General features: G+C 52.0%; 26 protein-coding genes. 6 read left to right on the plus strand and 20 right to left on the minus strand.

Annotation, left to right across the window (positions count from 1 at the left end; translation table 11 throughout):
* Nucleotides 1-22: 22 nt before the first annotated feature.
* The 15 genes from ACSZLD_RS08570 to ACSZLD_RS08640 all read right to left on the minus strand — a co-directional run bounded on the left by ACSZLD_RS08570 (nt 23) and on the right by ACSZLD_RS08640 (nt 12,939).
* Complete coding sequence (locus tag ACSZLD_RS08570; protein WP_444684915.1) at nt 23-868, minus strand: flagellin N-terminal helical domain-containing protein; 846 nt, start codon at nt 866-868, stop codon at nt 23-25.
* A 558-nt stretch (nt 869-1,426) separates the two neighbouring features.
* Nucleotides 1,427-2,125 carry a response regulator transcription factor gene (locus ACSZLD_RS08575; RefSeq protein ID WP_444684916.1) on the minus strand — a complete coding sequence of 233 codons (699 nt, stop codon included), beginning with the start codon at nt 2,123-2,125 and terminating at the stop codon, nt 1,427-1,429.
* A gap of 199 nt (nt 2,126-2,324) precedes the next feature.
* Nucleotides 2,325-2,555, minus strand: coding sequence for a carbon storage regulator CsrA (gene csrA / locus ACSZLD_RS08580; RefSeq protein ID WP_168005357.1), 231 nt, complete (start codon nt 2,553-2,555; stop codon nt 2,325-2,327).
* Entirely contained in the window at nt 2,556-2,999 is a 444-nt protein-coding gene (gene fliW, locus ACSZLD_RS08585) for a flagellar assembly protein FliW (protein ID WP_377909570.1), read from the minus strand.
* Nucleotides 3,000-3,153: 154 nt separating this feature from the next.
* Nucleotides 3,154-3,717: a DUF6470 family protein gene (locus tag ACSZLD_RS08590; RefSeq protein ID WP_444684917.1), complete on the minus strand. Its 564-nt coding sequence runs from the start codon at nt 3,715-3,717 to the stop codon at nt 3,154-3,156.
* Between the two features lie 6 nt (nt 3,718-3,723).
* A complete protein-coding gene (flgL, locus tag ACSZLD_RS08595) occupies nt 3,724-4,875 on the minus strand; it encodes a flagellar hook-associated protein FlgL (RefSeq protein ID WP_444684918.1) in 1,152 nt (383 codons plus the stop codon).
* Nucleotides 4,876-4,899: 24 nt separating this feature from the next.
* On the minus strand, nt 4,900-6,531 hold the full coding sequence (gene flgK, locus ACSZLD_RS08600; RefSeq protein ID WP_444684919.1) for a flagellar hook-associated protein FlgK: 1,632 nt from the start codon (nt 6,529-6,531) through the stop codon (nt 4,900-4,902).
* Between the two features lie 36 nt (nt 6,532-6,567).
* On the minus strand, nt 6,568-7,056 hold the full coding sequence (locus tag ACSZLD_RS08605; protein ID WP_444684920.1) for a flagellar protein FlgN: 489 nt from the start codon (nt 7,054-7,056) through the stop codon (nt 6,568-6,570).
* Between the two features lie 12 nt (nt 7,057-7,068).
* Nucleotides 7,069-7,323, minus strand: coding sequence for a flagellar biosynthesis anti-sigma factor FlgM (gene flgM, locus ACSZLD_RS08610; protein WP_444684921.1), 255 nt, complete (start codon nt 7,321-7,323; stop codon nt 7,069-7,071).
* Nucleotides 7,324-7,429: 106 nt separating this feature from the next.
* Complete coding sequence (locus ACSZLD_RS08615) at nt 7,430-7,864, minus strand: TIGR03826 family flagellar region protein (RefSeq protein WP_444684922.1); 435 nt, start codon at nt 7,862-7,864, stop codon at nt 7,430-7,432.
* Nucleotides 7,865-7,935: 71 nt separating this feature from the next.
* Nucleotides 7,936-8,613, minus strand: coding sequence for a ComFC family protein (locus tag ACSZLD_RS08620; protein ID WP_444684923.1), 678 nt, complete (start codon nt 8,611-8,613; stop codon nt 7,936-7,938).
* Entirely contained in the window at nt 8,610-9,980 is a 1,371-nt protein-coding gene (locus ACSZLD_RS08625) for an ATP-dependent helicase ComFA (RefSeq protein ID WP_444684924.1), read from the minus strand. The genes ACSZLD_RS08620 and ACSZLD_RS08625 overlap by 4 nt, the downstream gene beginning before the upstream one ends.
* Nucleotides 9,981-10,092: 112 nt before the next feature.
* A complete protein-coding gene (locus ACSZLD_RS08630) occupies nt 10,093-10,992 on the minus strand; it encodes a DegV family protein (protein ID WP_377909561.1) in 900 nt (299 codons plus the stop codon).
* 96 nt (nt 10,993-11,088) lie between these two features.
* The gene (locus ACSZLD_RS08635) at nt 11,089-11,781 is read right to left on the minus strand and encodes a response regulator transcription factor (protein ID WP_377909560.1); all 693 of its coding nucleotides are present in this window, start codon (nt 11,779-11,781) and stop codon (nt 11,089-11,091) included.
* A gap of 27 nt (nt 11,782-11,808) precedes the next feature.
* A complete protein-coding gene (locus ACSZLD_RS08640) occupies nt 11,809-12,939 on the minus strand; it encodes a sensor histidine kinase (RefSeq protein ID WP_444684925.1) in 1,131 nt (376 codons plus the stop codon).
* A gap of 395 nt (nt 12,940-13,334) precedes the next feature.
* Between ACSZLD_RS08640 and ACSZLD_RS08645 the strand changes: the two genes are divergently transcribed.
* Nucleotides 13,335-13,991, plus strand: coding sequence for a YigZ family protein (locus ACSZLD_RS08645; RefSeq protein WP_444684926.1), 657 nt, complete (start codon nt 13,335-13,337; stop codon nt 13,989-13,991).
* A gap of 398 nt (nt 13,992-14,389) precedes the next feature.
* Here the strand turns inward: ACSZLD_RS08645 and ACSZLD_RS08650 are convergent, their stop codons facing one another.
* Nucleotides 14,390-15,340, minus strand: coding sequence for a nuclease-related domain-containing protein (locus ACSZLD_RS08650; RefSeq protein ID WP_444684927.1), 951 nt, complete (start codon nt 15,338-15,340; stop codon nt 14,390-14,392).
* Between the two features lie 474 nt (nt 15,341-15,814).
* Nucleotides 15,815-16,543, minus strand: coding sequence for a C40 family peptidase (locus tag ACSZLD_RS08655; protein ID WP_444684928.1), 729 nt, complete (start codon nt 16,541-16,543; stop codon nt 15,815-15,817).
* A 499-nt stretch (nt 16,544-17,042) separates the two neighbouring features.
* On the opposite strand from ACSZLD_RS08655, the gene ACSZLD_RS08660 reads away from it, so the two are divergent.
* The gene (locus ACSZLD_RS08660; protein ID WP_444684929.1) at nt 17,043-17,972 is read left to right on the plus strand and encodes an accessory Sec system S-layer assembly protein; all 930 of its coding nucleotides are present in this window, start codon (nt 17,043-17,045) and stop codon (nt 17,970-17,972) included.
* Nucleotides 17,973-18,050: 78 nt separating this feature from the next.
* Here the strand turns inward: ACSZLD_RS08660 and ACSZLD_RS08665 are convergent, their stop codons facing one another.
* A complete protein-coding gene (locus ACSZLD_RS08665) occupies nt 18,051-19,451 on the minus strand; it encodes a CAP-associated domain-containing protein (RefSeq protein ID WP_444684930.1) in 1,401 nt (466 codons plus the stop codon).
* Nucleotides 19,452-19,471: 20 nt separating this feature from the next.
* Entirely contained in the window at nt 19,472-20,038 is a 567-nt protein-coding gene (locus ACSZLD_RS08670) for a ComEA family DNA-binding protein (RefSeq protein ID WP_444684931.1), read from the minus strand.
* A 331-nt stretch (nt 20,039-20,369) separates the two neighbouring features.
* On the opposite strand from ACSZLD_RS08670, the gene ACSZLD_RS08675 reads away from it, so the two are divergent.
* A complete protein-coding gene (locus tag ACSZLD_RS08675; RefSeq protein ID WP_444684932.1) occupies nt 20,370-20,954 on the plus strand; it encodes a hypothetical protein in 585 nt (194 codons plus the stop codon).
* 153 nt (nt 20,955-21,107) lie between these two features.
* Nucleotides 21,108-23,126, plus strand: a complete 2,019-nt coding sequence (locus ACSZLD_RS08680) for a putative bifunctional diguanylate cyclase/phosphodiesterase (protein WP_444684933.1) — start codon at nt 21,108-21,110, stop codon at nt 23,124-23,126.
* Nucleotides 23,127-23,879: 753 nt separating this feature from the next.
* Here the strand turns inward: ACSZLD_RS08680 and ACSZLD_RS08685 are convergent.
* Entirely contained in the window at nt 23,880-24,356 is a 477-nt protein-coding gene (locus ACSZLD_RS08685; protein WP_377909550.1) for an MgtC/SapB family protein, read from the minus strand.
* Between the two features lie 119 nt (nt 24,357-24,475).
* Between ACSZLD_RS08685 and ACSZLD_RS08690 the strand changes: the two genes are divergently transcribed.
* Both ACSZLD_RS08690 and ACSZLD_RS08695 read left to right on the plus strand, forming a co-directional pair.
* Complete coding sequence (locus ACSZLD_RS08690) at nt 24,476-24,808, plus strand: metal-sulfur cluster assembly factor (RefSeq protein ID WP_377909549.1); 333 nt, start codon at nt 24,476-24,478, stop codon at nt 24,806-24,808.
* 202 nt (nt 24,809-25,010) lie between these two features.
* The gene (locus ACSZLD_RS08695) at nt 25,011-25,322 is read left to right on the plus strand and encodes a potassium channel family protein (protein ID WP_444684934.1); all 312 of its coding nucleotides are present in this window, start codon (nt 25,011-25,013) and stop codon (nt 25,320-25,322) included.
* The last annotated feature ends 11 nt before the right edge of the window (nt 25,323-25,333 follow it).

The raw sequence follows: 25,333 nt of genomic DNA on the forward strand, positions 1-25,333 counted from the left end.
GTTAAGAAGTAACGAAATGAAATTATCCAAGTAACTGAAGAACAGACTGTGGCTGCTGGTTAGCTTGAGCAAGCATAGACTGAGAAGCCTGAGAGAGAATATTCGCACGCGTCATCTCCATCATTTCGGAAGCCATATCAACGTCACGGATACGAGACTCTGCAGCCGATAGATTCTCAGAAGAGTTGTCTAGGTTAGAGATAGTGTGTTCTAAACGGTTTTGAGTAGCACCTAGTTTTGATCTTTCTGCTGATACTCCTTCAATAGCATCGTTGATAACAGTAATAGCCGCATCTGCACCCGCTTGATTAGAGATATCAACACCGTCTACCTCTAAACCACCTGAAGTCATGTCAGAAAATGTTACTTGAATGTTTTGTCCTTCATTGGCTCCAATATGAAACAAGACACCTTCACCATCTGCAACATTATCAGGGTCAGCAGCAGCTAAATCTCCATTAAATAACGTCTGAGTATTAAATTCTGTATTGTCAGCGATGCGATCGATTTCTTCAATCAACTGACCTACTTCTTTTTGAAGTTCTTCACGATCAACGTCAACGTTTGTGTCGTTGGAAGATTGAACAGCTAATTCACGCATACGCTGTAGAATAGAATGAGTCTCATCCAGTGCACCTTCAGCTGTCTGAATCATGGAAATACCATCCTGTGCGTTACGGCTCGCCTGATCAAGACCATTGATTTGTGCGCGCATCTTTTCAGAGATCGCTAGACCTGCTGCGTCGTCACCTGCACGGTTGATTCTTAGTCCTGAGGAAAGCTTCTCCATCGAGTTCTGCATCGCATTCTGGTTCACACCCATCTGTCGGTGTGTGTTCATTGCTGGAATGTTGTTGTTAATAATCATAATAAATATCCTCCCTGATTTTAACTCCCGGTCACATCCTTGTGATGGAAGTACGTAGTTAGGGCGTTGGTTCCGTCGGCCGCCGACTCCTTTGCCCTGCATGGTTAATATCGGAGGAAGTTAATTAATGTTTAGGAAATAGGTCACTTTTCTTCTGAAAATAATAACCATCTCAAAATGAAGATCTATAAGCTCATATTAAAATGGTGCAGCCTTAACTTTCGCAAGAAACCCCGATCGGCTATACTCGTGCGTTTATGCATTTCGTAAACTGGAACAGGTCCAAAACTTTAAGCGGCATTTCTTTCTATTTACGTATCCGTAGGAAGGAATTAGTCCTTATCAACCTCCAAACGTTCTATTCGTAGCGCAGATCGACGACTCCGGGAGGATCAGGGCGAGCCGAAGATCCACTGGCTTTGTTTCATAAAGCCAGTTAGCTGAGGCCGCCCCCTCCGGAAAGCGTTCGATCGAAAGCGGAGAACGACCCGTCGGCCATTATTTTCTTTTCCTTTGCATACAAAATAAAGCCCTCCTAATCGGAGAGCTTCAAAACCTTTACCTCATTGCATCGACCCAGCCGTTGCGGATAATGCGCACCATGGCGTCGGTGCGGTCGTTAGCGCCGAGCTTTTTCAGCAGGTGGCTGATAACGGTGCTGACGGTGGATGGGGCGAGATACATAAGTTCGGCAATTTTACGGTTGTTATGGCCGTCCAAAATGTGCTGAAGAACGGCGCGCTCGTTTTTCGTGAGCTGGTACTGCACGTCCTCCTGCCTCAGAACGAGCCGCTTAATCGGCCGGTCGCGCAGCTTCTGCTCGTGCAGATGGCGGACGAGGTCGTCATGCATGCCCTGCTCGAGGTAGCAGCCGAATTCGTCGACGGTGCTGATAATCGTTTTTCCGTACGTATAAAAGCTATGTAACGACAACAGACCGCTCAGATGATTGGACAAATATGGAATCAGTGAACTGCTCGGACGTCCGACTGTCACAAGCAGCACCTTTGCCTCCCCCGTCCGTTCCAGCACGTCGTCGATCCAGTCGGTCGTTTCCGACGTCAGGGATTCGATCAGCAGAAACACATGGGAAGCGTCATCAAACGATTGGACATCTCCCTGTTCGACAATGACACGCTCTCCCGGCAGGGTTTCCTGCAGGCGCTTCTCGGAGTTGCCGGTGAGATAGCGGTCATGATCGATGACGAGGACCTGGCCGTTCGCTGCAGTGTGGGTCGGTGTATACGATTGTTGCATGAATGAAGATCCTCCCTTTATTGGTCTACTCATAAGAATACACGTTGAGAAAAAAAACGACAAGATTCGATAGGTATTTTCCAGTCAGTCATCGGTTCACAAAAGGCTTGCTATAGAGGCAAAAGACGCAGACAATTCTAAGACAATTATCGATGCCTTGCGGGTGCGCCTGCATGTTTATTCCACTTATTGGATGTTTTTAGTGACTCGAATCATTTTTTGCAAAGGCTGTCAGCACATCAATACTGGAAGAAGCAGCGCTTGCGTTCTCCTCTTGAATCGCAAGGTACACCTCTTTGCGGTGGATCTCGACGTTCTTCGGTGCGTTAATGCCGAGCTTCACCTGATCGCCTTCAACCGAAACGACCGTGAGCTCGATATCATCGCCGATTTTAATCGATTGATTCTGCTTGCGGGAAAGAACGAGCATTTACTTCCCCTCCTTTGCCGGCACCGGCAGCGCATGTTTCGTCGAATAGCTGCTTTCTGCCAGCACGATTTGCCGTCCGAGACGTGTCTCATGATTAATCACGATCGGTCCGCGCAGATTCGCAGAGGAGTCCTGCCACGAATCCTTCAGCGTCAGCATGACGAACAGCGACACGTCCTCTTCTGCGCTCACGTGGAGCGCTTCCAGCGTCTGATCGCTCAGCTCCACTTCATAATCCGGAAAAAACGTAAACGGATTCATAACGATGAACGCGAGCTCCGCTGTCGCGATGGACTGCAGAATGTAAAACGGCCCCGTTTCTTCTGCGAATGGGAGCAGCACAAACTGCTTTTCCGCTTCAAAGCTCGGGATACCGGACGGGAACACGGTAATGTTCGCTTCATTGATGTCCACCGTTCCGCTGTACTTCGTTTCAATTTGCATAATCATCCCCCTGTTTCTCTTCACTTCGTTTAGTGTACCGCATCAAGCTTCTTCATTTCGATAAGGAATTTGGCTTATATACACTAAATGTTGGTAGTGATTCGTGATAATGAAAAAGGTGTCCCTCGACAAATGGAACACCCAGTTTCTACTATTATATAGTCCGGTCAAGACGCGGGGCCGTGATGCGCACGTCGGGCTTTTGTGTGACGTACGTGTCAACGCTCCAACGAGGTGCATCGATCTGCGGCCGGTTCGGCGTCACATTGACTGCTACGTCAGCCGGATTGACCGTTACCGACAGCTGCGACGGCTCATAGGATATGCGCACCTTCTCCGTTCCGGACGGAATCTGACGGTAGGCGAGCTCGTGCTCAAAGATGCGGCCGCGCTCTTTGGCGAGCATGGCGATTTTATTACCTGGCTCTTCAATCCGCTTCAGCTGCTCCCCGTCCCGGGCCACCTTCGCGATATAGGCGAGCACCTGCTGATTCGCTTTAGCGGCCATTTCGTGGTTGCGGCGGATAATGCTTTTCAACCCGGCGTCTGCAAACGCTTCGGTCTGATCAATCGTCAGCTTCCCGTCCGTCTTACTCATCTGCACGCTGCCCGGATTCTGCTGAATCGACAGCTCTGCCGGCCGCTGCGTGATCTGCATCGGCGGCCGGTGGTGGGTCATGCCCGTTTTCGCGTGGGTTACCTCAATTTGAATCTGCATCAGCTGTTACCGGAGAAAATCCATGAGCGACGGCTGCATGATGCGTGCCCCGGAGGAGAGTGCAGCGCGGTGTATGTTTTCAGCGGTCATTAAGTTCATGATCGCTTCCTCCATTTCCACGTCCTCGTTGTCGGACATGATCCGCTTGGCGATCAAATCCTGCTCCTGCACGCGGCGGTCGATCATTTCGACCCGGTTCATGCGCGCGCCGAGCTCCGCGCGTTCATTAACGGAATTGTTCACGTGCTTATCAAGCACGTCCAGCATGGCGGAAAGCTCCGAGGCTGTTGTATCCGGATGCTCCAGCGCGTTCTCCAGCGCCTTTAAATCCGCAAAAAGCTGGTTGCCGAAGACGGCCTGCGGATTCACGTTAATGTCCACGTTCGTGCCCTTCATCAGCTCCACGCTCACCGTGCGTCCATTCGTCGATACAGCATCTTTGTGAGAGACGATAACGTTTCGTTCAGGGAGCGATTCCGTGCGGGTCGTGCCGTCCTCACTAAAGCTGCGCACGGCTCCGGTCACGCTGCCGTCCTCGATCGTAAACGAAATCGTCTCGTTATCCGGTCCGGTGAAGACCGCGCTGTCTCCTTCCATGCCTTGAAAGGTATAGGCGTTTCCTTTATACATCACGTCGAGCGGAAAGTCCTCGGCTTCCTCCGGGAGATCTCCCTCCAACACGCCGCTCAGGCCGTTAAAGCCGATATCCATGCGGCTCGTATCAACCGGAGCGTTCGTCGTATCCGTGCCGTTGAACATGTATTTATTGTTGTTGCGCGTGTTCGCAAGCGACGCCAGGTGCTCGCGCAGCTGGGCGACTTCTTTTGCGATATTGGAGCGCTGTCCGGATTCGTAGGAGTCATTGGACGCCTGCACGGTCAGCTCGCGGATGCGGTGGAGCGAGTTCGTCGCTTTATCAAGCGTCGCATCCGACGTATCCATCCAGTTGTGCGCTTCAGACAGGTTGCGCTTAAACTGGCCGGTTTCCGTCACCTGAGTCCGGTAGCGGATGCCGTTCATCGCCACGACCGGATCCTGGGAGGCGCGGGAAATTTTCTTCCCGCTTGAAAGCTGGTCCTGGTATTTCATCATCTGTCCGTACCCGCTGGATAAATGCTTCATCGAATTGGCAGTCATCATTGACTGGGTTACTCGCATGCCGTTTCCTCCTCTAGTCGTTTCTTACAGACCGACGCGGCCCATGCCATTGATGACGCGGTCGAGAATGTCATCCATGTTCGTCAGGCTTCGTGCCGCTGCGTTATAGGAATGCTGAAACTGAATCATGAGCGACATCTCTTCATCCAGCGACACGCTGCTCACCGAATGGCGGCGGTTTTCCACCGATTCCCGCAGCGAAGCCGTGTTTCGCTCGAGCCGGCCAGCTTCACTCGTTTCCACGGCCATTTCGCCGATCACCGACTGGTAAAAACTCTGTACGTTCGTTGTGCTGCCGCCAAAGTTCAGACGCGCATCCTTGACGTTTGCAAGCGCAAGCGCTCCCGATCCGTCTCCGGCAAACGCCTGGCCACCGTCAAAGCTTGAGGCAGCAATGTTATCGAGGCTGCTTCTGACCTCGTCGCTGACGCGGAAGTTTTTCGCTGCGCCGACGAAGTATTCCCCGTCACCGAGATTGGCAAAGCGCACGTCAGATCCGGTTCCGAAAAAGTCAATGTCCTGATTTTCTCCGGAGTCGATTTCACTCAGGCTCGCGTTGCTGTTATGCACGTCGTTCAGCGCTTTTGCGAACTGGCTCACCATCATGTCGAGCTCTCTGAGCATATCCGGATAAATGCCGCGGATGTCGGCTGCCGCAGCGGATGCCGGATTATCGGCTGCGCCTGCATAAATACCGTACGCTTCCGCGATACCGAACAGCTTGCCCGGAGAGCTGAATTCACTTAAACGGATTTCCTCACCGCCGATGGAAATAGAATAGAGCGGGTCCTCCAGCTCGTCGCTTTCGGACGGAACGGTGTTCATCGAGATCTGCTCGTATGTAAGGTCCGTTCCGTTGATGACCGTGAGCGGCTGGCCGTCTGCGCCGGTAAGCGCACGGCCGTTTTCATTGGCAAGCGTCACCGTCACTTTTCCGTCTGCCATCTGTTTCGCATTTCCGCCGCTCGGCACGCGGTCAACTTTAATGTTCACATAGGCCGACAGCTCATCCAGCAGCACGTCGCGCTGGTCGTACAGGTCATTTGGCAGCATGCCGTGTGGTTCGACGGATGCGATCTGCTTGTTTAGGCCGTCGATCTGGCGGATGAGGGAATTGACCTTGTTTTCTGTGACGTCCACTTCGTTCAAGTAGTCGCGCTGAATCGCCTGGATTGCGCTGTAATTCGTGCCGATCGTATCAGCAAGCGCTTCGCCGTTCTGACGCACAACGGATCGAGCTCCGGCGTCCTCCGGATTAACGGACAAGTCCTGGAGCGACTGCCAGAAACGGTCCATCGCTTGGGAAATCCCGTCATCGGACGGCTCGTTCATGATGTCCTCCATTTTCGTCAGTGCATCAAGCCGGGCGCCCCAGTAGCCGTTTTTATGATTTTCTTCGCGGTACTGAATATCAAGAAACGATTCCCGGACCCGCTGCACTTCCCCTGCTTTCACACCGGTGCCCATTTGTCCCGGAATACCTGGCTTATTGAAGGCCGGGCTCGGGAAGGCTTCCGTCTGGGTAAAATTCACCCGCTGACGGGAATAGCCCTCCGTATTGGCATTGGCGATATTATGGCCGACCGTCATCAGTGCTGACTGGTTGGTACTCAGCGCGCGGCGCGCTGTTTCAAGTCCGCTGAACGTGGAAACCATTGCGTTACTCCTTCCTGCAGAAAAAGGCCGCCCCTGTCAGGCTTTTGAATCAAACAGGGACCGCCCGTTCTGTTCCTCTTCTTCCCGGCCGCTGCCGGAATAGCTGCTGAACTGCCGGTTCGGCTTCATCGTATCGAGGCTGACGCTTACAAAGCGAAGCGAATCCTCCAACAGCTGCCGGTTTAAGTCATTTTGCGCCTGCAGCCTGTCGACGACATCGATCAGCTTCGTACGCATCGCGCCGAACGCTTCTTTCTCATCTTCTGTTAACAGCGGCGCGAGATCACTCAGCGTCGCCTGCTTCGGAGGCAGGTTCTCTGCCCGCAGCAGCCCTGCTGTCAGCGTGCGCCTTGCCGCTTCAAGCTTTGACAGCCTGGCAGCGAATCCTGCTTCCTGACGCACGAGGTCATCGAGTGCTTTCGTATCGTTTTGCTGAACGGCTGCTGTCTTCTCTTCCGCAGCTGTCAGAAGCTCTTCGTGCACGCTGAGCTGTGCCTGCAGAATGGTGTATAAATTATCCTTCATACAGGCCTCCCCTTACTTATTCCAGTAGTCGTATAGTTTCCGCGCGGTTTCATTTACGTCCGGCTTATACGTGCCGTTCTGCACCTGCGCTTTCAGCTCCTGCACCTTCTGCTCACGGGCTTCTGTAAATTCACGGGCCTTCGCAAGCTCTTTTGCCTGCGCGGAAATTTCCAGCTGATCCGCTTTTTTCACGATCTCTTGTTGCTGACGCTGCATGTTCTGCTGGCTTTTATAAGCCTGAACCGAGTGCATCGGATTGATTTTCATTCGGGCGCCACCTCCTTCTGCTCGCAGCAGAGTCATTTCCTCCATGATAGCATGTCATCCGCTTCCGTGCTTCTACGGCTAGTATCGGCAGAAAGCGCACGCATGTTTACCGGTCTTTGCGTACTTTTCCTTCTAGGGAATGGTAGGTCGTGTAACGGCTTTTTTCGCGAACGGCCTTCCGGTCGCTGAAATCCTTCTCGCGGTTTGACTGCTCGATGCCTGATTCGATCCTCGACCGGCACGTTGAGCAAAGCTTTCCTTCGCGGATATCTTTCCCGCAGGCGTCGCACGGGTACGTTAAATTCGGAAACTGGGAAAGTAAAATGCGTCCATCCCGGATAAACTGAAAGATGCGTTCCTTCGTGACGCCCGTACTCTCGACGACTTCATCGATCGTCGCCCGACGGTTGTCGCGTTTGCGGATAAAGCTGTACACCGTATCAAACTGGGCTTCAACGTCTTTGGCGCACGTTTCACAAACGCTTCTAAGCGCCTTGACGAAAAGCCCGCCACAGTCCGGACAGTTGGCTAACTCCGGCATATGCGTTCCTCCTCTGCAAACCGGATCATCTCCGGCTTTTCTACGTTTAATATCGGCAGGGAGGGCGCGGTTTACATGGGACTTTTGCGTAACGAACGTGCTACTGTTATCCCACAAACCGAGGCTGCGCCTGCTCGGATCAGGACGTCTTTACAGGCGCGCATCGTAGCACCAGTCGTATAAATATCGTCAACAAGCATAATCCGCATGCCGGTCACATTCCCTGTTACGTGAAACGCTTCGCGCAGATTCGCTTCCCGCTCTGCCGGGGTCGATTTACTCTGCTTCGCCGACAGCGTGTGCCTCGCGAGCAGAAGCTTCGGACGTTTCACGACGAGCGCAGCCTGATTAAAGCCACGTTCAAACAACCGGTCCGGATGCAGCGGTACTGGTACGACTGCGTCCGCTTTCGGAAGCCGGCGTAAAAGCCGCTGCATCGGCAGCTGGAATAATTGTGCGAGCGCCGCATCACCGCGGTATTTGAAGCGAGCAAGCACGTCCTTGACGTCGTCGTTGTACGGATAGAAGGAGCGCTGCATAAAGTCCTCCGGCTGACAGGCCGCACAGTGCGGCTTTGAATCGGGATGCCCGCAAATCGTACAGCACCTCGCCTGGTTAATCGGCGCGAGCTTATCGGTGCACGCTGAACAGAGCGGCGGCAGCTTCGACTGCAGCAGCGAATACCAGTCGCCGGCCGGATAAATCGTCTCGGAGCAGAGCAGGCACGTGCCGGTTACAACAAGCTTCATCGGCTTTCCCTGTTCAGGCGCCGTATCGTAGCAACGGCTCTCATCGCAGCAGTCGTCTTGCCAAAATGAAAAAACGCGACGTCGCCGTTCGGGTAGCGCGGGCTGCGTCCGGCCCGTCCGGCGATTTGAATCAGGGCGGTTTCAGTGAAAATTGGCGCTTCGATTCCGAGCACGGCTGTCTGCACGTTTTCGATCGTAATTCCCCGCTCCAGAATTGTTGTCGTCACGAGCACGTCGATCTGCTTGTTCCGAAAGGCCTTCACCCGCTCAGCCCGGAGCGGCTCCCCGGAATACACGCTCGTACAGCGGATACCGGGAAGGAGCTTAGTGACCGCTTCTCTGACTGGCTCCAGATCAGCGGTTTCCGGTACAAACAGCAGCACCTGCCGTTCTCGGTGCTTTCGTAAAAAGCGGGCGAGGGTCTCCGGCAGCCGGCTCTTTTCAAGCCGTTTCTGCCAGCGGCCTGCCCAGTAAAAGGCCGGGACCGGCAGATCAGCGCCGTGGTAGCGCCTCCCGACGGTGACAGCAGGAAGCTTGCCGCGTTTCGCCTCCTGCTGCAGCGTGCGTGACGGCGTTGCTGTCACATATACGGTAAGGCCGTTTTGTTCTACCGCCTGACCGGCTGCCTGGAGCAGCGCAGCATCCGCTGAAAATGGGAACGCGTCGACTTCATCGATGATGAGCACCGGAAACGCGTCGCGAAAACGGAGCAGCTGATGCGTCGTGGCAACGGCTATATCAAAGGAAGCGAGCCGCTCGTGCGGCTCCTTGCCGCCGTAAAACCCGGCCGTTTTCGCTTCCGGAAACGCAGCCCGAATGCGTGGTTCCAGCTCCTGCACGACGTCCCTCCTCGGCGTAGCGATCATGACCGGCTTCTGATCAGCCAGCACCGATTCGATAAGCGGAAACAGCATTTCTGTTTTGCCAGCGCCGCAGACCGCCCACAACAGCTGCCGGCTCCTCTTTTTCCGATAAGCCGTGACAAGCGTATCCGCTCCCTGCTGCTGCAGGTCCGAGAGCGAGCCGCTCCAGGTGCAGGCTGCAGGATGGGCTGCTGGCGGTGACGCCCGGTACAGATACGTGCACGCTGTGATTCGGCCCATCATCAAACAGCCGCGGCAGTAGCTGCACGCTTTGCCGCAGCGGCCGCACGAACCCGGTAAGTTTGTCGGCGTTTCTCCGCAGCGCCGGCATGTTTTTTGAATCGCCGCCGCTTTCGTAACAATCCCTTCTGCTTCGAGTGTGTCAAGAAGCTGTTTCATGCTGTCGTAGCTCTCACAAAATGGTTCGCCGCCTGCCAACGCCGCCACGAGCTCGTCGATCGTGAGCTGCCTGCCGCGAAGGGCGGTGATGATTTCTTTTTCCATAAAAAAGACCCCTTTCCCAATTGAAATGAGGTCCGTTCGTATCACATAGGTTGTCGTTCGATACATTTGCTTCCGCCGGCGGCTGTTAGACCGGTGCCGGCGGTCATGAATCTCAGTCGAGGTGCATCCAGCCGATGCCGATCGCGCCGGGCCCTAAATGGGTGCCGATGACCGGACCGAAGTGGCTGATGTACACGTCCGCGTTCGGATACTGCTCGCGCAGCTCGTCTGCGATCGGCTCTGCTTTATCCAGGCAGTTGCCGTGAATGACGGCAATCGACGCCGATTCCTCCTGCGTTAAGTCCGAGTCAAGCAGCGAGCGAATTTTCGCAATCGCTTTTTTCTCCGTACGCACTTTTTCGTACGGGACGATTTTTTTGTCTTCAAAATGAAGCACTGGCTTCACCTTGAGCATACTGCCGATAAACAGCTGGGCGCCGTTCAGGCGTCCGCCGCGGTGCAGATGATTCAAGTCGTCGGCCATAAAATAGGCGCTCGTTTTTTCTTTCAGCTCCTCGAGCCGAGCCATAATCGCTTTGCCGTCCTTGCCTTCGTTCGCAAGCTTGGCTGCTTCGAGCGCATAAAAGCCTTGAATCATGCAGCTCACTTCGGAATCAAACACGTGCACAGGCAGCTCCTCAAACATGTTCGCTGCGGCAACGGCCGTCTGGAACGTGCCGCTGATGCCGCTGGAGAGCGTGACGACGACAATTTCATCGTATTCCGCTCCAAGCTCGCGATACGTTTCCTCGAACAGACCGATGCTCGGCTGCGACGTCGTCGGCAGCTTTTCCGTATGCTTCATTTTGTAATAAAAATCTTCAAATGTAATGTCCCATTCTTCCTTAAACGTTTCCTCACCGAAAATCACGTTCAGCGGCACCATCGTAATGTTATACTGCTTGCGTGTTTCTTCCGGTATGTAGGATGTAGAGTCAGTAATCACCGCTGTTTTACCCATCGCCAGGTCCCCTTTTTCGTCAAAATTGTCCGTTTGCTGTCTATCTTCCATAGTAGCAGACCGTCTTTTCGCATGTCTATTGTTTCCTGGAAAACACGCGGAAGGACCCACAGAAAAGCCGCCCCTGCGTAAGGGACGGCAGCTTCCTTAATTTACTTTCACCCAGCCATTTTTAATCGCATCGACAACCGCCTGCGTGCGGTCATTCATGCCCATCTTCTGCAAAATGTTACTGACGTGGTTTTTAACCGTTTTTTCACTGATATAGAGTGCCTCGCCGATTGAGCGGTTGCTCTTTCCATCCGTCATCAGCTGCAGCACTTCGCACTCACGGCGCGTCAGCAGGTGCAGCGGACGGCGGTACTCGACTTCACGGAAGCCGACTTCCGTTTCCCCGCCGCCATCTGTCGCCAGACGACGATATTCTTTAATGAGGTTAAACGTTACTTTTGGATGGATGTACGCCCCGCCCTCGCCAACGACTTTAACGGCTTCGATCAGAGCCTCGGTATCCATTTCCTTAAGCAGGTAGCCGGAAGCGCCTGTTTTCAGCACGTGCGTGACGTACGTTTCATCATCGTGAATGGAAAGAATAAGAACTTTAACGTTCGGGAACGTTTCCACAAGCTGCTTCGTCGCTTCCATCCCGTTCATTTCCGGCATGTTAATGTCCATCAGCACCACGTCCGGCTGGTTTTGACGCACGAGATCGATGACTTCTGACCCGTCATTTCCTTCCGCCACGACTTCAATGCTGTCTTCCATGGAAAGAATCCGCTTTACACCTTCGCGGAACAGCTGATGATCATCAATGAGTACAATTCGCAGTTTGTTTTCCATGCTATCTTCCTCCTGTAGGTATATTCATTACGCTGTATCAACGGGAATCTGCACAATAATGAGGGTCCCTTTGCCTTTTTTCGAATCGATGCTTATTTTGCCGTCGAGCATGTTAATCCGTTCCTTCATGCCGATCAGACCAAAGCTGCCTTCTTTTTTCTTGTCGAGATCAAAGCCGCGCCCGTTATCCCGGATCACCGCGGTAACGAGGTGGTCCTTCACGTCAAGCTTCACCTGAATGAGCGTCGGGTCCGCATGCTTGACCGCGTTGTTGACGGCCTCCTGTACGAACCGGAAAATCGCAACTTCCATGTCCGTCGGATAGCGGATCTCACGCCCCATGTTGCGGAGCTCAATGGTAATGCCAGACCGTTCTTCGACGTTTTTTAAATACTTACCGAGCGTCGGCAGCAGTCCGAGATCATCGAGCGCCATTGGACGAAGATCGTAAATGATGCGCCGCACTTCCGCAAGCGAGTCTTTCACCATGCTCTTCATGTCGCGGATCTCCTGGCGGGCCTGCTCAATACCCTGCTTATCAAGCACGCGCTCGACAATTTCAGAGCGGATAGCCACGTTCGCCATCATTTGAGCCGGTCCATCGTGAATTTCACGGGAGAGCCGCTTGCGCTCTTCTTCCTGCGCCTGAATAATCTGCAGGCCGAACCTCTGCATTTGCTCCGCGTCCTCCAGCATCTCGGAAACCTGCTGCAGGTCTCCGGTTAAATAATGGATGACGACGTTGATCTGATTGATCAGCTGCTCGGCACGCTCTATCGTTTCCTGAAGCTTCACGAGCCGCCGTTCAATATGGTCACGTCTGCTGCGCAGCTGCTTTTCCTCCTGGTGAAGCACCGCAAGCTCCACCTGAAAGTTATTCGCCTGCTCATACGCCTCGCGCACCTCCTGATCGGAGTAGCTGTCAAAGTGACGGCTGACCTCTGCCAGACGGTTGCGGGCGAAGCGGGAATGAACTTCGGAGCGCTCGACCTTATCAATAACTGTAATGACCTTATCCTTTATCACTTTCAATTCTTCTGAAAGTGTTTCATACTCCTGACGGGAATCCTCACCGATGTCAAAAATCTGTTCTTTGCTTTTGCCGACGGTGTCCATCATCCCGGTCAGAATATCGTCTATCGACTGTAAGGAGCTCATTGCACCCCTCGCTTTCTCCCTGGGGACGGCATCCTTATGCAGGGCTTCTTCAAACATAAGCCTATATATCTAGTCGATGCCGGATATTTTTCTCTGGGGGTCCCGCAGCATGAGGCGAATAGAATATTTCGTAAAACTTGTCCCCTCATTCCCTTGCTTGGGATAAAGCGGCGTAAACCTCAGACAGGCATGAAGCCTTTTTCCTATTTTCTCTTATATGCAGAAAATGGTCAAGTAAAGCTCTCATCATCAGAATGCCTTCCTTGACAGTATCTCATTACTCATCTTACCCTAAAAAGGGACTGATCTCGGGATAATTCACAACTTTTCTATATTTTTTTAGAATCCAACTTTTGTGCTAGAAATCAGGATGTTCGCTGAAAGGAGCGATGACGTTGCTAAATCAGTACTATACCGTCAAGCCGGAGGGCGAGTCGGAAATTGTCATTCAAAAGTCACGTTTTATTACCTACGTGCGGCGCACGGAAACGGAAGAGGAGGCTGCAGCCTTCATTGACGAAATCAAGCAGCGCCACCGCGATGCCAACCATAACTGCTCCGCCTACATGATCGGCGAGCACGATTTAACCCAGAAAGCAAACGATGACGGCGAGCCGTCCGGCACCGCCGGTGTCCCGATGCTGGAAGTCCTGAAAAAACGCGCCTTAAAAGATACGTGTGTGGTCGTTACCCGCTACTTCGGCGGCATTAAACTCGGCGGCGGCGGGCTGATCCGCGCATACGGTTCGGCAGCCTCTGCCGGCATCAATGCGACCGGCGTCGTGGAGCGCCGTCTTGGCACGGTGATCCGCTTCCAGTTCGACTACGGCCTGCTCGGCAAAATTGAGAACGAAGTCCGTAACTCCGATTATATTCTGAAGGACATCGCCTACGAAGAGAACGTCAGCATGACCTGTTTCGTCGAAGCTGGCGGCGAAGACACCTTCGAAAGCTGGATCGCCGATCTCTCCAGCGGCCAGGCAGCCATTACCCGCGAAGGCAGCGAATACATCGAAATCGACGTCGCGATACAAGGCGACGAACGCGAATGAACGAAGCAGAGGCCCCGGCGATGAAGTGACGCCGGGGCGGTTTTAGGTGGATTGATCGGGTTCTGAGGTGGTCGAAACGAAAATGTTCAACTTTCTTCGCGAAAGCATTAACTTCGCCTGTAATATGTTCAACTTTTGTTATAAAAACATTAAGAACTGCTGTAACATGTTTACGAGCTTCAACTTAGGACTGCTATAACGAATAAATGTTCATCCTTATCAACCAAATGATCAACTTCCCAGACAAAACATTCAACTTTTCCAGGACTACGCCGCCCCACCACCAGTCCCACAAACCCGTCATCCACCTCCGCAGGCTCCTGCCTGCCTTCATAAAAAACTGAGGCGTTTTGTAGAAACAGAAAAACTTCCGGCATCGGCCCGGAAGTTCTTTTAAGCTATTTTCCTTGTGTTTGCTTTTGAATAATTGAATATACGTGACCGTGCCGAATAACAAACGGTTTTAATAATCGTCGGACCAGTTGCATGGGAGGCTGCCCCATCATCATAGCAAATGCCTGCATCGGCAAAGGTTCGCTTAGCAGTAAACTCAAATCGCGCAGTGTCGCTGCATGACTTTCTCTATTGGTGCTCATACATTGCTGGCATCTCCACGTTCCGAATTCACGGATGAGCCGGCCGCTGCACGATTCACAATACATGCTTTCCATTATATCTATTGGCTGGAGCTTGTATTTCTTCAGTAAATCATCTCGTTTGTCGGTACTCTCCTGCTTCAAGTGTATCAACAGCTGCTGCAGCTGTTGTTTCGATATCTGCTTACGCGGATACTTGTGATAAAGCTTCCGAATCATTTCCGGTAGTTTTGCAGCATGATAAATGCGCTCCTCTTCATCAGGAGCTTCAATAATGGCATTCGCATTGGAAGAGATCACATGTGCTTCGATAGGAAGAGCAGGTAACGAGTTTTTTATTTTTCGCTTTAGCATCTCAGCTTGCCTGGCAGTTTGCTGAAGCGGACAACTGACGGCTCGTTCTTCATCACCACGTCTTTGCAGCAGCTGACCCCGGTCGATTTGAAAGACTAATCGCCCTGTCATATTTTTGATTTCGCCTATGTATAAAAAGTATGGGGTACCTATTAGTAAGTCGATCTGAAAGTATTGATTCGTAGAGGAATCTGAGAGGCGAAGCTGTTGAAGAATGAAGCAGCCTTCCGGAAGAAGCGGGTAGTAAAACTGAACGGATGATTCACCTGAATAACCCGCTAAAAACAATCGATAATCATGTTCCACTTGCTGATAGAGAACGTGACTTTGAGGCAGCCTGCGCAAAAGTGCCTCATATTGGTCAATTATAACCGGGCGTGTGCTTGGAATAGTTGTCATGAACGCCTCCTTTTCTATTTTTATCCAGTATAAGGAAGTGTCATTTAATTTGCAAACGTATATTCTTAATTTAGTTGAATCCGAAGCAATGAAAATATTCAACTTTCTTCGCGAAAGCATTAACTTCGCCTGTAATATGTTCAACTTTTGTTCCAAAAACGTTAAGAACCTCTGTAATATGTTTACGAGCTTCAACTTAGAACTACTATAACGAATAAACGTTCATCCGCCTCAGCCAAATGATCAACTTTCCAAACAAAACATTCAACTTTCCCACGACTACGCCGCCCCACCGCCAGTCCCAAACCCATCATCCACCTCCGCAGGCTCCTGCCTGCCTCTGTTAAGAACGATCTTTCAGAGGCGGTTTCAGCTGGATGGCTGTTGAATGTTTGTCTGATCTCTCCATTTAGAAGTCCAGACGCAAAAAACCTCCGCCAGGGATTCCGGACGGAGGCTGCATGAAAAAACGTATTAGAGGCTGCGCGCACCGATGTAAGTGCGGCTCCAGTATGGGTTGCTCAGGCTGGAAACTGTTACCCCTGTAGAAGAACCAGAGTGGATGAACTGATTGTTTCCAATGTAAATTCCTGCGTGAGATGGACCTGTGCGAGTTTCAAAGAATACGAGATCGCCGACAGATGGACTGGATACGCGTGATCCGGCGTTCCACATTTGTGCTACTGTACGTGGCACGCTCTTGCCATTTTGTGCGAAGCTGTACTGAATGAAACCGCTGCAGTCAAATCCGCGCGGGCTGGTTCCGCCCCATACGTACGGGCTGCCAACGAGGCTGCGCGCCGTAGAGATCACACCGCTGTTGCTGCTTGAAGAGCTTGCGCCTGCTACAGAAGTAGACTGGCTGCTGTTGCTGCTTGAGCTGGAAGAGCTCGCTGCAGTCGAGTTATTGCTTCCGCCTGATACGCCGAGGGAGCTGAGCGTACGTGGACCAGCTACGCCGAAGAAATTACCGCGAGGGCTGGAAATACGGTTGGAAAGCTGATACGCCTGAACAGCTGCGAGTGTCTTAGGTCCAAAAACGCCATCAATGTTAGAAGAGCTGTTGTAGCCTTGGCTTGCCAGAGACTGCTGAAGCGTTTCCACGCTGCTTCCGCGGTCACCCATCTTTACTGAAGCTTCTGTAACTTCCGGAGCAATAAAAATAGCGCCTGCAACTGCCAGTGTCATCATAAGTTTTTTCATGTTTTTCGTCTCCCACTTTCTTATTTTGTTTTTATATTTTTTGTTTTTATTTTAGGTTTCCTGCTAACGAGATTAATCATATTAAATTTCTTCAGAGAAATAAACCTATTTTAGAAAATGACAACAAACTTCAATCAACCTGACATACTTATGTAACACTTCGTCTTATTTGAACCATTTATTTCCTTTTAAACATTCTTAAAGTCCTTTAATTAGGACAAATCTTGTCGTACGACCGTTTATTTGTTTGTTACAAAGCGATTTACACTCCAAAATGACTGATTCTATTGAGTGAATTCTTTGTGAAATACACACAATTCCCTTTTCTACTATAGCATTGTACTTTCTTCTGCTGCAGAGCTGATACGGCATCATGGGAAAATAGTTATTTTTCTGAAAGATTATCGTTCGTCCGGCTTCATCGACATCGCTTTCATGCTATACTGGACAGCGACAGCCTTACATAAGAAAGATTGATTATACGCTTGGAGGGACAATCATGGGATATTTTCCAGATCATACACCAATTGAGGAGCTCGAACTTCTCGGCGCAGAGGCCGCTGCTTCTCCGAAAAAACGAACAGAGGAAAATGAGGAGCCTGCACAAACAGAGCTTTCCCTGCACCCGGACTGGAACATCAGTGAAACCGACCGGGCCGCTTTTGAGAAATTGCACGGTGACTTGAATGAATTGCAAAAAGATCAGCTTTCCCTTGCCGGAATCCGCTGGGACCAAAACGATGACGGCGACTACGAATTTCTCGTGTTTATCCGTCAGACGCTTGAAAAAAGCGCTGCGTTCAAATTAACGGTCATCGAGCTCTACGATGAAGCAGATACGCTGCTTGGGCGAAAAGAATTTGATCTGACTGATCTCGGCGAACTGCCGGCCATGAGCAGCCGGCCGTGGACGTTTACGTTCGGGGACAAGGATATGTTCGGACATGACGTGCCGCAGAGCGGATGGAAGCTCGTCTTCAAGAAGAAGAAAAAAGAAATTCCAGAGCATCAGCTCTCACTCACGCCTGCTTGGCGCAAGCGGCTTTCTGCCGAGAACAAGCGCCAGCTGAAGCAGGTCGTCGACAACATGAGGCCGCCAAAGCACGGCCAGGTGAATTTCGTCGGCCTTCGCGCCACGTTTTTACGTGATCGGAAGGAACTTCACGTGACGATGCTGATCCGCAACGGCAGCGACCGTAACGTGAACATCGAAACACTTCCGCTTCAAGTAGAAGATGCAACTGGAGAAATCGCGGCTCGCGGCGGCTTCCGTCTTAAGCCGAAGCTGCAGGTCAAGGCACATACGACGACCCCGTGGAACTTCGTATTCCCGGAGCGCATGCTGTTAAAGGAAAAGCCGGATCTGACGAAGTGGAAGGCCTATCCGCCGAAGCGCAAAAAGGAAGAAGGTACCTCCGAAGAAGAATAAGCCGAACGCCGCAGCTATCTGCGGCGTTTTTCTATTGCGTGCACATGAAAAAGCCGCCCGAATTGGACGGCTTCTTCGCTACGGCGTATAAAATTTCTGCGTAAAGAACGGCCGATCGTCTTCGCCGTAATCTGCACCGACGCCGAGCTGTTCAAAATCAGGACTCAGCAGATTTTCACGGTGCCCCATCGAATTCATGAGGCCTTGCTGGGCAAAGATGGCACTCGCCTGCCCGGAAGCCAGGTTTTCGCCGGCTCTGGAGTAATTCAGACCCGCTTCCCGCATGCGGTTAAACGGAGACTGACCTTCCGGGGATTCGTGCGCAAAATAGTTTCGCTCCGCCATGTCGCTGCTATGCGCTTTCGCGACCGCTGCCACCTCGTCGTTCCACTCAAGCGGTTCGAGGCCGTGTTCGACGCGGTCCGCATTGACAACTTCAAACATGAGCGCAGATGCTTCTTCTGCTGCTGCATCAGATCCCTCACCGTAGTACCCATCCAGTGCCTGCTCCGTCTCGGTTTCAATCAGCTGGATCGCGGCGACTTCCATGTTTTGATGAATGTCATAAAACACGGTTAAATAGCCTTCATCGGTTTCAAACAAATCAAATTCGTCGCTTTCAGCCTGCGAATAGCGCGTGTTTCCTTTTGTGATATAGGCGGATGGTTCACCAAGCGCCTCTCGTGCTTCTGTTTCGTCAGCAGGCGTTGATCCATCCGGCAGCGTCCATTCTGTATTGCTGTAAAGTGCTGTCACCACGCCATCTTCCATGCCGATCAGGCGGAAATTATCATAGCTGTCGTGATAGCTGTACCAGTCAAAGCCGTAATGACTCTCCATCACACGCTCCGGCTCCCCGAAGAGCGCTTCCACGTCCTCGGCGCTGTCACCGACAGCAACACCGTCTACTTCTATCGCTTCCCGGTCTTCTTCCGGCTCCTGTTCATGCTCGGACGGCGCCTCTCCCAGTTCCGGCGCATCCGTACCGGCCTGACTCATCGTCACCGTGACTTCCTTGCGTCCGTCATGTATAACCGCGCGGTTCTCTCCCTCTTGAAAATCCGTATCGACATCCAGAGTCTGTTCCAGGAAGGAAAGCGGCAGATACTGTTCTTCATCTGCGCTGTAAACCGGTTTCTCCAGTTCCACGTAATCGCCGTTTACGTTTACTTCCTCATCGTCCGGCGCAAACTGAAAAATGACGCCTTCCCGCTCTGCAGTGTACAGGTTTTCATCCTCATTCCATGTAAGCTCGGCCTCCAGCTCCGTCATCGTATCGTGGAACGGCACCATCGGCACCTCGTCTACGATAAGGCCTCCGTCAATCGTGACATCCTCAGACCCCATCGTCGTCGTAAGCTCCGGCTCCTGCTCCCGGACATCGCTTACTTCATCAAAAGGAAACCAGAACACAAATACAATAACGGCGAAGAAAAAGAAAATAGAAAATCCAGGTGTTGCTGCTCGTCGATGACGCATCACGCAAAACTCCTTTATCCTTACGCATCCTCCATCGTAAAGTAGCTGCGGAGCTCTTCCAGCTTTTTCGCTCCGATACCTTTTACGCGGATCAGATCGTCGATGCTCTCAAAATTTCCGTTCTCCTTACGCTCCCGGATGAAGCTTGCGGCAAGCTCGGAACCAACTCCGGGAATTTGAAGCAGTTCCTCTTCATAGGTTCGGTTAGGATGAATAAGGACCGCTTTGTCCTCAGTGTCGTCTTCATTAGAAGCCTCTTTCTCCTCTTTCTCGTCAGCTTCCGCTTCACTTTTTGAATCATTTTGACCTTTTTCTCCGGGCGCTCCCGTGTCTTTTTCAGCGCCGTTGTTCGGTGCTGCTTCATTTTCCTGCTCTTCCTCAGCGGCTTCTGTGCCGCCTTGTGACTCAGAATCGACCGGCTGTTCGTTTTCTTCTGCCGGTTCCTGCGATTGCTGGTCGCGATCGTCTTTACCCGGCGCCTTTACCGGCTCATCCTCCAGCCAATTCAGCAGGCTGCGTCGTACGGCAGGGAAAAACTTATAGGCTGCTCCTGCTGCAGTTAAAAAAGCGATGATTTTCTTAAGCATGTTCCAGGTCTCCTTCCGTACAGGCAGTCTGAAACTGCGGCCGGCTGTGTGAAACAGTATATCAGCCTTCCGCAGCTGTATCCCCCTGTATCAGGTCTTTTTTATCATATTCCACATTATACCTGGAAACAAACCGGTATAACAGCAGGTTCAGGCAGGATTTTAAGCATTTATGTCGAATAGAACAAGACGCTGAAACCATTGGCCCGCATGAGCCCGGTTTTCATAAGTCGTGATGACAAGTATGTGCTTCCTCATTTTCCCACATTCCTTCAGAATTCCTCTCAGCGAACACATCCTCATGACATTTTCAGTAAAGGAACGATGTCCTGTGACCCCACCTGCTGTCCATGCCCTGCGCCTCCGCTCTCCCAGACTGGCAGAATCTGCTGCTGAAATCGATCTGCTTTTGCACATAACCGCTTTCATGAAGCAAAAGCACCCGTTTTCTCTGTTAAGCTACACTGTGTTAGACGATGCTTTTCATCTGACGTTACAGCACGAGGGCATTCGGCCGCTCCGCCTTCTGCAGCAGCTAGCCGCCCGCTACCACAACTCCCTGATAGAGTCAGGCCGCGGCCTCGTCCGCAGCGATTATCAGTGCCGGACGCTCGCTACACGGCGCAGCCTGCTTGAGACCGTCAAGTATCATCACCTTCTGCCGGTTCTGCACGATTACCATCCTTCCCCCGATGCCGGAGCACGCTCCAGCTATGCCGCATATGTAAGGGAAGAAAACGGCTTTATTGACCGCGAGTCTGTGCTGCAGTCGTTTCCGGGAGGCACGGATGCCTTCTGCCGCTTTCATGAGAGAGAGCTGGGCACCGCTGTCTCCAGCCTGCAGCTCCGCGAATATTCCGAGGCTTACCTTGCTACGCTGTATACAGTCACCGGATCGGAAGCGGTTGATATATAACATTTGCACACCGACGACTAATAATCCCTGTTTTTCTCATGCATAAATAGGACTATAAACGACTTATTCGCTGGTTATTATACTACTATCGACCTGGTACTTATGCTATACTTACCTTACTTAAACAGACTGTATAAGAAGGCAGGTGAGGTCGTGCAGGAGTCGCTTATTGTGCTCGACGTGCTTTATGACTGGAGGCTTGTGCTGTTCTCGGTAACCGTCGCCATCGTCGGTTCCTATGTGGCACTGGAGATTAATACGAGGTTAACCATGCTTCATTCGTCAAAAAATCAGTTTTTATGGATGGGAATCGGCGCCGTTACAATGGGCGTTTCGATCTGGTCGATGCATTTCATTGCAATGTCGGCGTTTCAGCTGTACGTTCCGCTCACCTATAACTGGTGGCTCACCGCTTTTTCGGTGCTCCCTGCGATTATTGCCGCGTTTACCGCCTTTTTCGTGCTGCACCGCACGCAGCTCCGGGCGCTGACGATCCTTGCTGCAGGGCTGTTTATGGGCTTCGGGATTGTTGCAATGCATTACAGCGGCATGCATGCTGTTACGTTTGCAGGTGTGGTGACTCACTCTCCGGCGCTCGTTATTACCGCTTCTACTGTGGCGGTTGTCGTTTCCTTTGCGGCGCTGCTTCTGTTTACCCTGACCAAAAATATCCGCTCGATTCCTATCCGCGCGCTTGTCGCCTCCGTGATGGGTCTGGCGATCGCATCGATGCACTACACAGGAATGGCAGGCACGGATTTTTGTCTTCCGGCCGGTATGAGCTCGCTCATTCAGCCGGAGCCGGTCAGCTCAACGAACGTATTTGGTGCGACGACGCTGTTTACAGCTGGCACGATCTTTGTCGCGGTTCAGTTTATTCTTTACAGTGAAAATCGCTGGTTTAACCGGATGACGTTCACTGATGCTGCGACCGGACTGGCTAACCGCCGTCAACTGGAAGGGCTCTCAGCTGCCTCGCTTCAGCGCTTCGGGGCTGCCTGCGCGCTTGAAATCAATGATATGAAGGACTGGTCGCTTCACTACGGGTATGCAGCAGCTGACCGGCTGACAAAACAGGCGGCTGAGGTTCTGCAGCGGAGACTTCCGCTCCAGGCTGAGCTGTATAAGACAGAAGACAACCGCTTTACCGTTTTTCTTCCTGAGGCCCCGATATTAGACCTGCGGGAATGGATGGCTGAGCTTGCACAGCCAGTAAGGGCCGAGCTCCCGGAATCGAATCAGATCATGGAGCTTACCTTTTCTGCAGGGGCTGCCTGCGCAGCTGATAAAAAGCCGCTGGCTGAGCTGCTGCAGGAGCTTGATCATGCACTCCGGACGGCGCTGCGAATGAAGCGCGACATTGTGTTTTATGATGAAGATGCGGCCGAACAGGCTCGCGAGGAACGGATTATTCAGGAGCTTCGCCATGCGATAAGCGGCGGAACGCTTGAAGCGTATTACCAGGTGAAGGTCGATTTGCAGACGATGCGCGCCGAGAAAGCAGAGGCGCTTGCCCGCTGGACGCATCCGGAGCTTGGAATGATTTCGCCCGGCGAATTTATTCCAGCCGCAGAGCGGGCCGGACTGATTGTGCCTTTAACTGAATACATGCTGCACCGTGTCTGCAGGCAGCTTCTTACGTGGGACGAGTCGGGTGTACCTGTCCGGGAAGCGGCGCTGAACCTCTCTCCGGTCCACTTTCAGGCAGTCGGCGCGAACGAACGAATTCAAGATATCGTTTCCGGATACGGGATCGACCCCGGCCGAATTGAACTGGAGATCACCGAAACGGCCATGATGCGCAATCTGGAAACGGCAGTCGCACAAATGGAGGAGCTGCGCGCGTTTGGCTTCCGGCTTGCGCTGGATGATTTTGGCAATGGTCTGTCATCGCTTACGTACCTGCAGCAGCTCCCGGTGCATACGCTGAAAATAGACCGCAGCTTCATCTCGCGCCTGACCCGCTCACCGGAAGATCAGGCGATCGTCAAATTAATGATCGATTTTGCTGCAACCACCGGCCTGCATGTGGTCTGTGAAGGCATCGAATCCCGGGAAGAGCTGCTTGCGCTGAGGCTCATGGGCTGCCACGACGGACAAGGCTTTCTCTTTCAGCGTCCGGTTCCCGCTTCAGAAATTACCGTTCGTTATGATCTGGATCTTACCTCCTGAACGACAAAAAAGGCTGTTCCATGTCATACATGGAAACAGCCGGGTAAAAATGGCACAGCCTTTCAACTTACATGTTTATTCGTTTGGCTGTATTTCCCCTCTGCTTACCTAGCCTGCCGTGGGCTGGCATTCAGCTATTGCTCAAGGGGACCCTGTTCAGAAGGGAGAATGGCGCCGTAGGATGGAGCTGCTTCACTTGCGCTTTTCATGCCGTTCAAGTTCGAACGGCGATGAGGCTTCACTCGGACACAGGCTTCTCACGAGAAGCCTTCGAAACCCAGTCCGGCTCCGCTCGTGAGTTAATGCCGTTCGCAGATCTGAACGGCACGGAATCTTCAGGCTGCGCGGCTTCCACGGGCACGCCGGACACAAAGGGGAAATGGATTTGTTTGATGGAGAAAAACGTCTCAATCGCTGAACGCTGCGGCTTTTTTTGGTGGGTACGTTGACGTTCATCCCGATTCGACATCGAAGCGCTGCCTAACGAAAGGTTCCCTTTATATGGAACAAGCTCGTGTGAATCATCACCAGGGTTTTAACCGGACAGCCAGCTGCTAAATCGGAGGAAACTCGACTCCGGGAGGATCAGAACGAGGCGAAGATCCGGCGGACGAAAGGAAGAAGCGGTTAGCTGAGGCCGTTTCCTCCGGAAAGCGAGGGTCCGCAGATATAGGCAGATGCAATCTTATTCACCTAACATGACTTTATCAACACACAGCTTCGCAGGCGAAGCTGTGTTTTTTCTACAAACGTTCAGCTAACCTTTCCGTCCAATTTTTCCTCAATCAAATTACCGACGCGCGCCAGCAATATCGTTACGATGACTGCCGTAACAGCCAGTCCGTAAAACCCGGCTGCGATGCTGATACCGACTCCGCCGACGAAAAAAATCATCGCAGCTGACGTCAGTCCGGTCACGTTGAATCCATCCTTTAAAATGACGCCGGCTCCCAGAAATCCAAGCCCGGAAACGATTTGAGCGGCGAGACGCATCGGATCCATCATAATATTGTCGGACATCTCCGAAAAATGCACGACGCTGTGAATTGAAATCAGCGTAATGAGACAGCAGGAGGCGCAGACGTACATATATGTTTTGATGCCGGCTGGTTTGCTTTTGGAATAGCGGTCCCACCCGATCAGAAAGCCAATGACGGCACTGCCGATTATTTGCAGCAGCATCACCGCATACGGAGTAACGTAGCTGCCGATTGACGTGATATCCATCATAACCAGCCACCCCCTTCCATGTGTTACTGTAAGTATACCGGAAACTGTCATTTCTTAAACAGACGATTTTCATTTTACCCGGTTATTTAGTATCATAGACAGTACAGGAGGTGGCGCGGATGAGCGAAGAAAAAGAAGAACTGAAAGAAAGAGTCATGGCCGAGCTGGAAAACGTGGTGGACCCGGAGCTAGGCATTGATATTGTCAACCTCGGGCTCATTTATGAAATTCAGCTCGATGACAACGATAACGTCACGGTTCTGATGACCCTGACTTCCATGGGCTGCCCGCTTGCCGGCACGATCGTAAGCGATATAAAAACAGCGCTGCAGGAGCTTCAGGAAATTCAGGAAATCGGAGAGGTCGATGTGCAGATCACGTTCAATCCTCCGTGGGATAAAAAAATGATGTCCCGCTACGCAAAGCTTGCCCTTGGTGTAGCCGACAACTAAACAGGAAAACAGAACTCCGCGGGGCGCCGCGGAGTTTTTTCGTGTGGGCTGTAATAATGAAGGCCGTGCAGGGTATAGAGTCCGTGGAAAGGAGAGGATTTTACACGGTTACGATGATACTAGTCGGCCTGACGCTGCTTTTATTAGGGCTACGCTCGTCAGCTACCTCCGTCATAAACGGTTTCAGGAGAGCCGCGTCCATATGGGGCTGCTTATTCATATGTTTTTCGTGTTAACTGCAATCACCATCGGGTTTACGTTCATTTACTACATTCTGCATCTGCAAGGTCCGATTTTACGCGTGAACGATCCAACCGATGATTACTGGGATCCATCCTTTATGGATCTGCTGTACTTCAGCGGTGTCACGATTCTTTCTGTCGGTTACGGTGATTTCGTGCCGATCGGCGCAGCACGCTTTTTTGCCCTGCTGCAGGCAACGCTCGGACTGCTCGTGCCGTCTGCGTTTTTCATGACGATGCTCGGGGAAAAGATACAGGAAAAGCATAAGTAAAGGAGCAAACG

The sequence above is a fragment of the Alkalicoccus luteus genome (genome assembly GCF_052061695.1).
Classification (GTDB): Bacteria; Bacillota; Bacilli; order Bacillales; family Salisediminibacteriaceae; genus Alkalicoccus; species Alkalicoccus luteus.

Coding starts and splice junctions, on each gene's coding strand:
- ACSZLD_RS08640 (WP_444684925.1), bottom strand. CDS start 12,939: ATGAGCTCCTTACAGTCGATAGACGATATTCTGACCGGGATGATGGAC.
- ACSZLD_RS08655 (WP_444684928.1), bottom strand. CDS start 16,543: ATGAAAAAACTTATGATGACACTGGCAGTTGCAGGCGCTATTTTTATT.
- ACSZLD_RS08665 (WP_444684930.1), bottom strand. CDS start 19,451: ATGCGTCATCGACGAGCAGCAACACCTGGATTTTCTATTTTCTTTTTC.
- ACSZLD_RS08695 (WP_444684934.1), top strand. CDS start 25,011: ATGGGGCTGCTTATTCATATGTTTTTCGTGTTAACTGCAATCACCATC.
- ACSZLD_RS08620 (WP_444684923.1), bottom strand. CDS start 8,613: ATGAAGCTTGTTGTAACCGGCACGTGCCTGCTCTGCTCCGAGACGATT.
- ACSZLD_RS08570 (WP_444684915.1), bottom strand. CDS start 868: ATGATTATTAACAACAACATTCCAGCAATGAACACACACCGACAGATG.
- ACSZLD_RS08615 (WP_444684922.1), bottom strand. CDS start 7,864: ATGCCGGAGTTAGCCAACTGTCCGGACTGTGGCGGGCTTTTCGTCAAG.
- ACSZLD_RS08605 (WP_444684920.1), bottom strand. CDS start 7,056: ATGAAGGATAATTTATACACCATTCTGCAGGCACAGCTCAGCGTGCAC.
- ACSZLD_RS08660 (WP_444684929.1), top strand. CDS start 17,043: ATGGGATATTTTCCAGATCATACACCAATTGAGGAGCTCGAACTTCTC.
- ACSZLD_RS08690 (WP_377909549.1), top strand. CDS start 24,476: ATGAGCGAAGAAAAAGAAGAACTGAAAGAAAGAGTCATGGCCGAGCTG.
- ACSZLD_RS08635 (WP_377909560.1), bottom strand. CDS start 11,781: ATGGAAAACAAACTGCGAATTGTACTCATTGATGATCATCAGCTGTTC.
- ACSZLD_RS08685 (WP_377909550.1), bottom strand. CDS start 24,356: ATGATGGATATCACGTCAATCGGCAGCTACGTTACTCCGTATGCGGTG.
- ACSZLD_RS08590 (WP_444684917.1), bottom strand. CDS start 3,717: ATGCAGATTCAAATTGAGGTAACCCACGCGAAAACGGGCATGACCCAC.
- ACSZLD_RS08630 (WP_377909561.1), bottom strand. CDS start 10,992: ATGGAAGATAGACAGCAAACGGACAATTTTGACGAAAAAGGGGACCTG.
- fliW (WP_377909570.1), bottom strand. CDS start 2,999: ATGCAAATTGAAACGAAGTACAGCGGAACGGTGGACATCAATGAAGCG.
- ACSZLD_RS08650 (WP_444684927.1), bottom strand. CDS start 15,340: ATGACAACTATTCCAAGCACACGCCCGGTTATAATTGACCAATATGAG.
- csrA (WP_168005357.1), bottom strand. CDS start 2,555: ATGCTCGTTCTTTCCCGCAAGCAGAATCAATCGATTAAAATCGGCGAT.
- flgL (WP_444684918.1), bottom strand. CDS start 4,875: ATGCGAGTAACCCAGTCAATGATGACTGCCAATTCGATGAAGCATTTA.
- ACSZLD_RS08625 (WP_444684924.1), bottom strand. CDS start 9,980: ATGGAAAAAGAAATCATCACCGCCCTTCGCGGCAGGCAGCTCACGATC.
- ACSZLD_RS08575 (WP_444684916.1), bottom strand. CDS start 2,125: ATGCAACAATCGTATACACCGACCCACACTGCAGCGAACGGCCAGGTC.
- flgM (WP_444684921.1), bottom strand. CDS start 7,323: ATGAAAATCAATCCGATGCACTCGGTTCAGGCTTATAAAAGCCAGCAG.
- flgK (WP_444684919.1), bottom strand. CDS start 6,531: ATGGTTTCCACGTTCAGCGGACTTGAAACAGCGCGCCGCGCGCTGAGT.
- ACSZLD_RS08670 (WP_444684931.1), bottom strand. CDS start 20,038: ATGCTTAAGAAAATCATCGCTTTTTTAACTGCAGCAGGAGCAGCCTAT.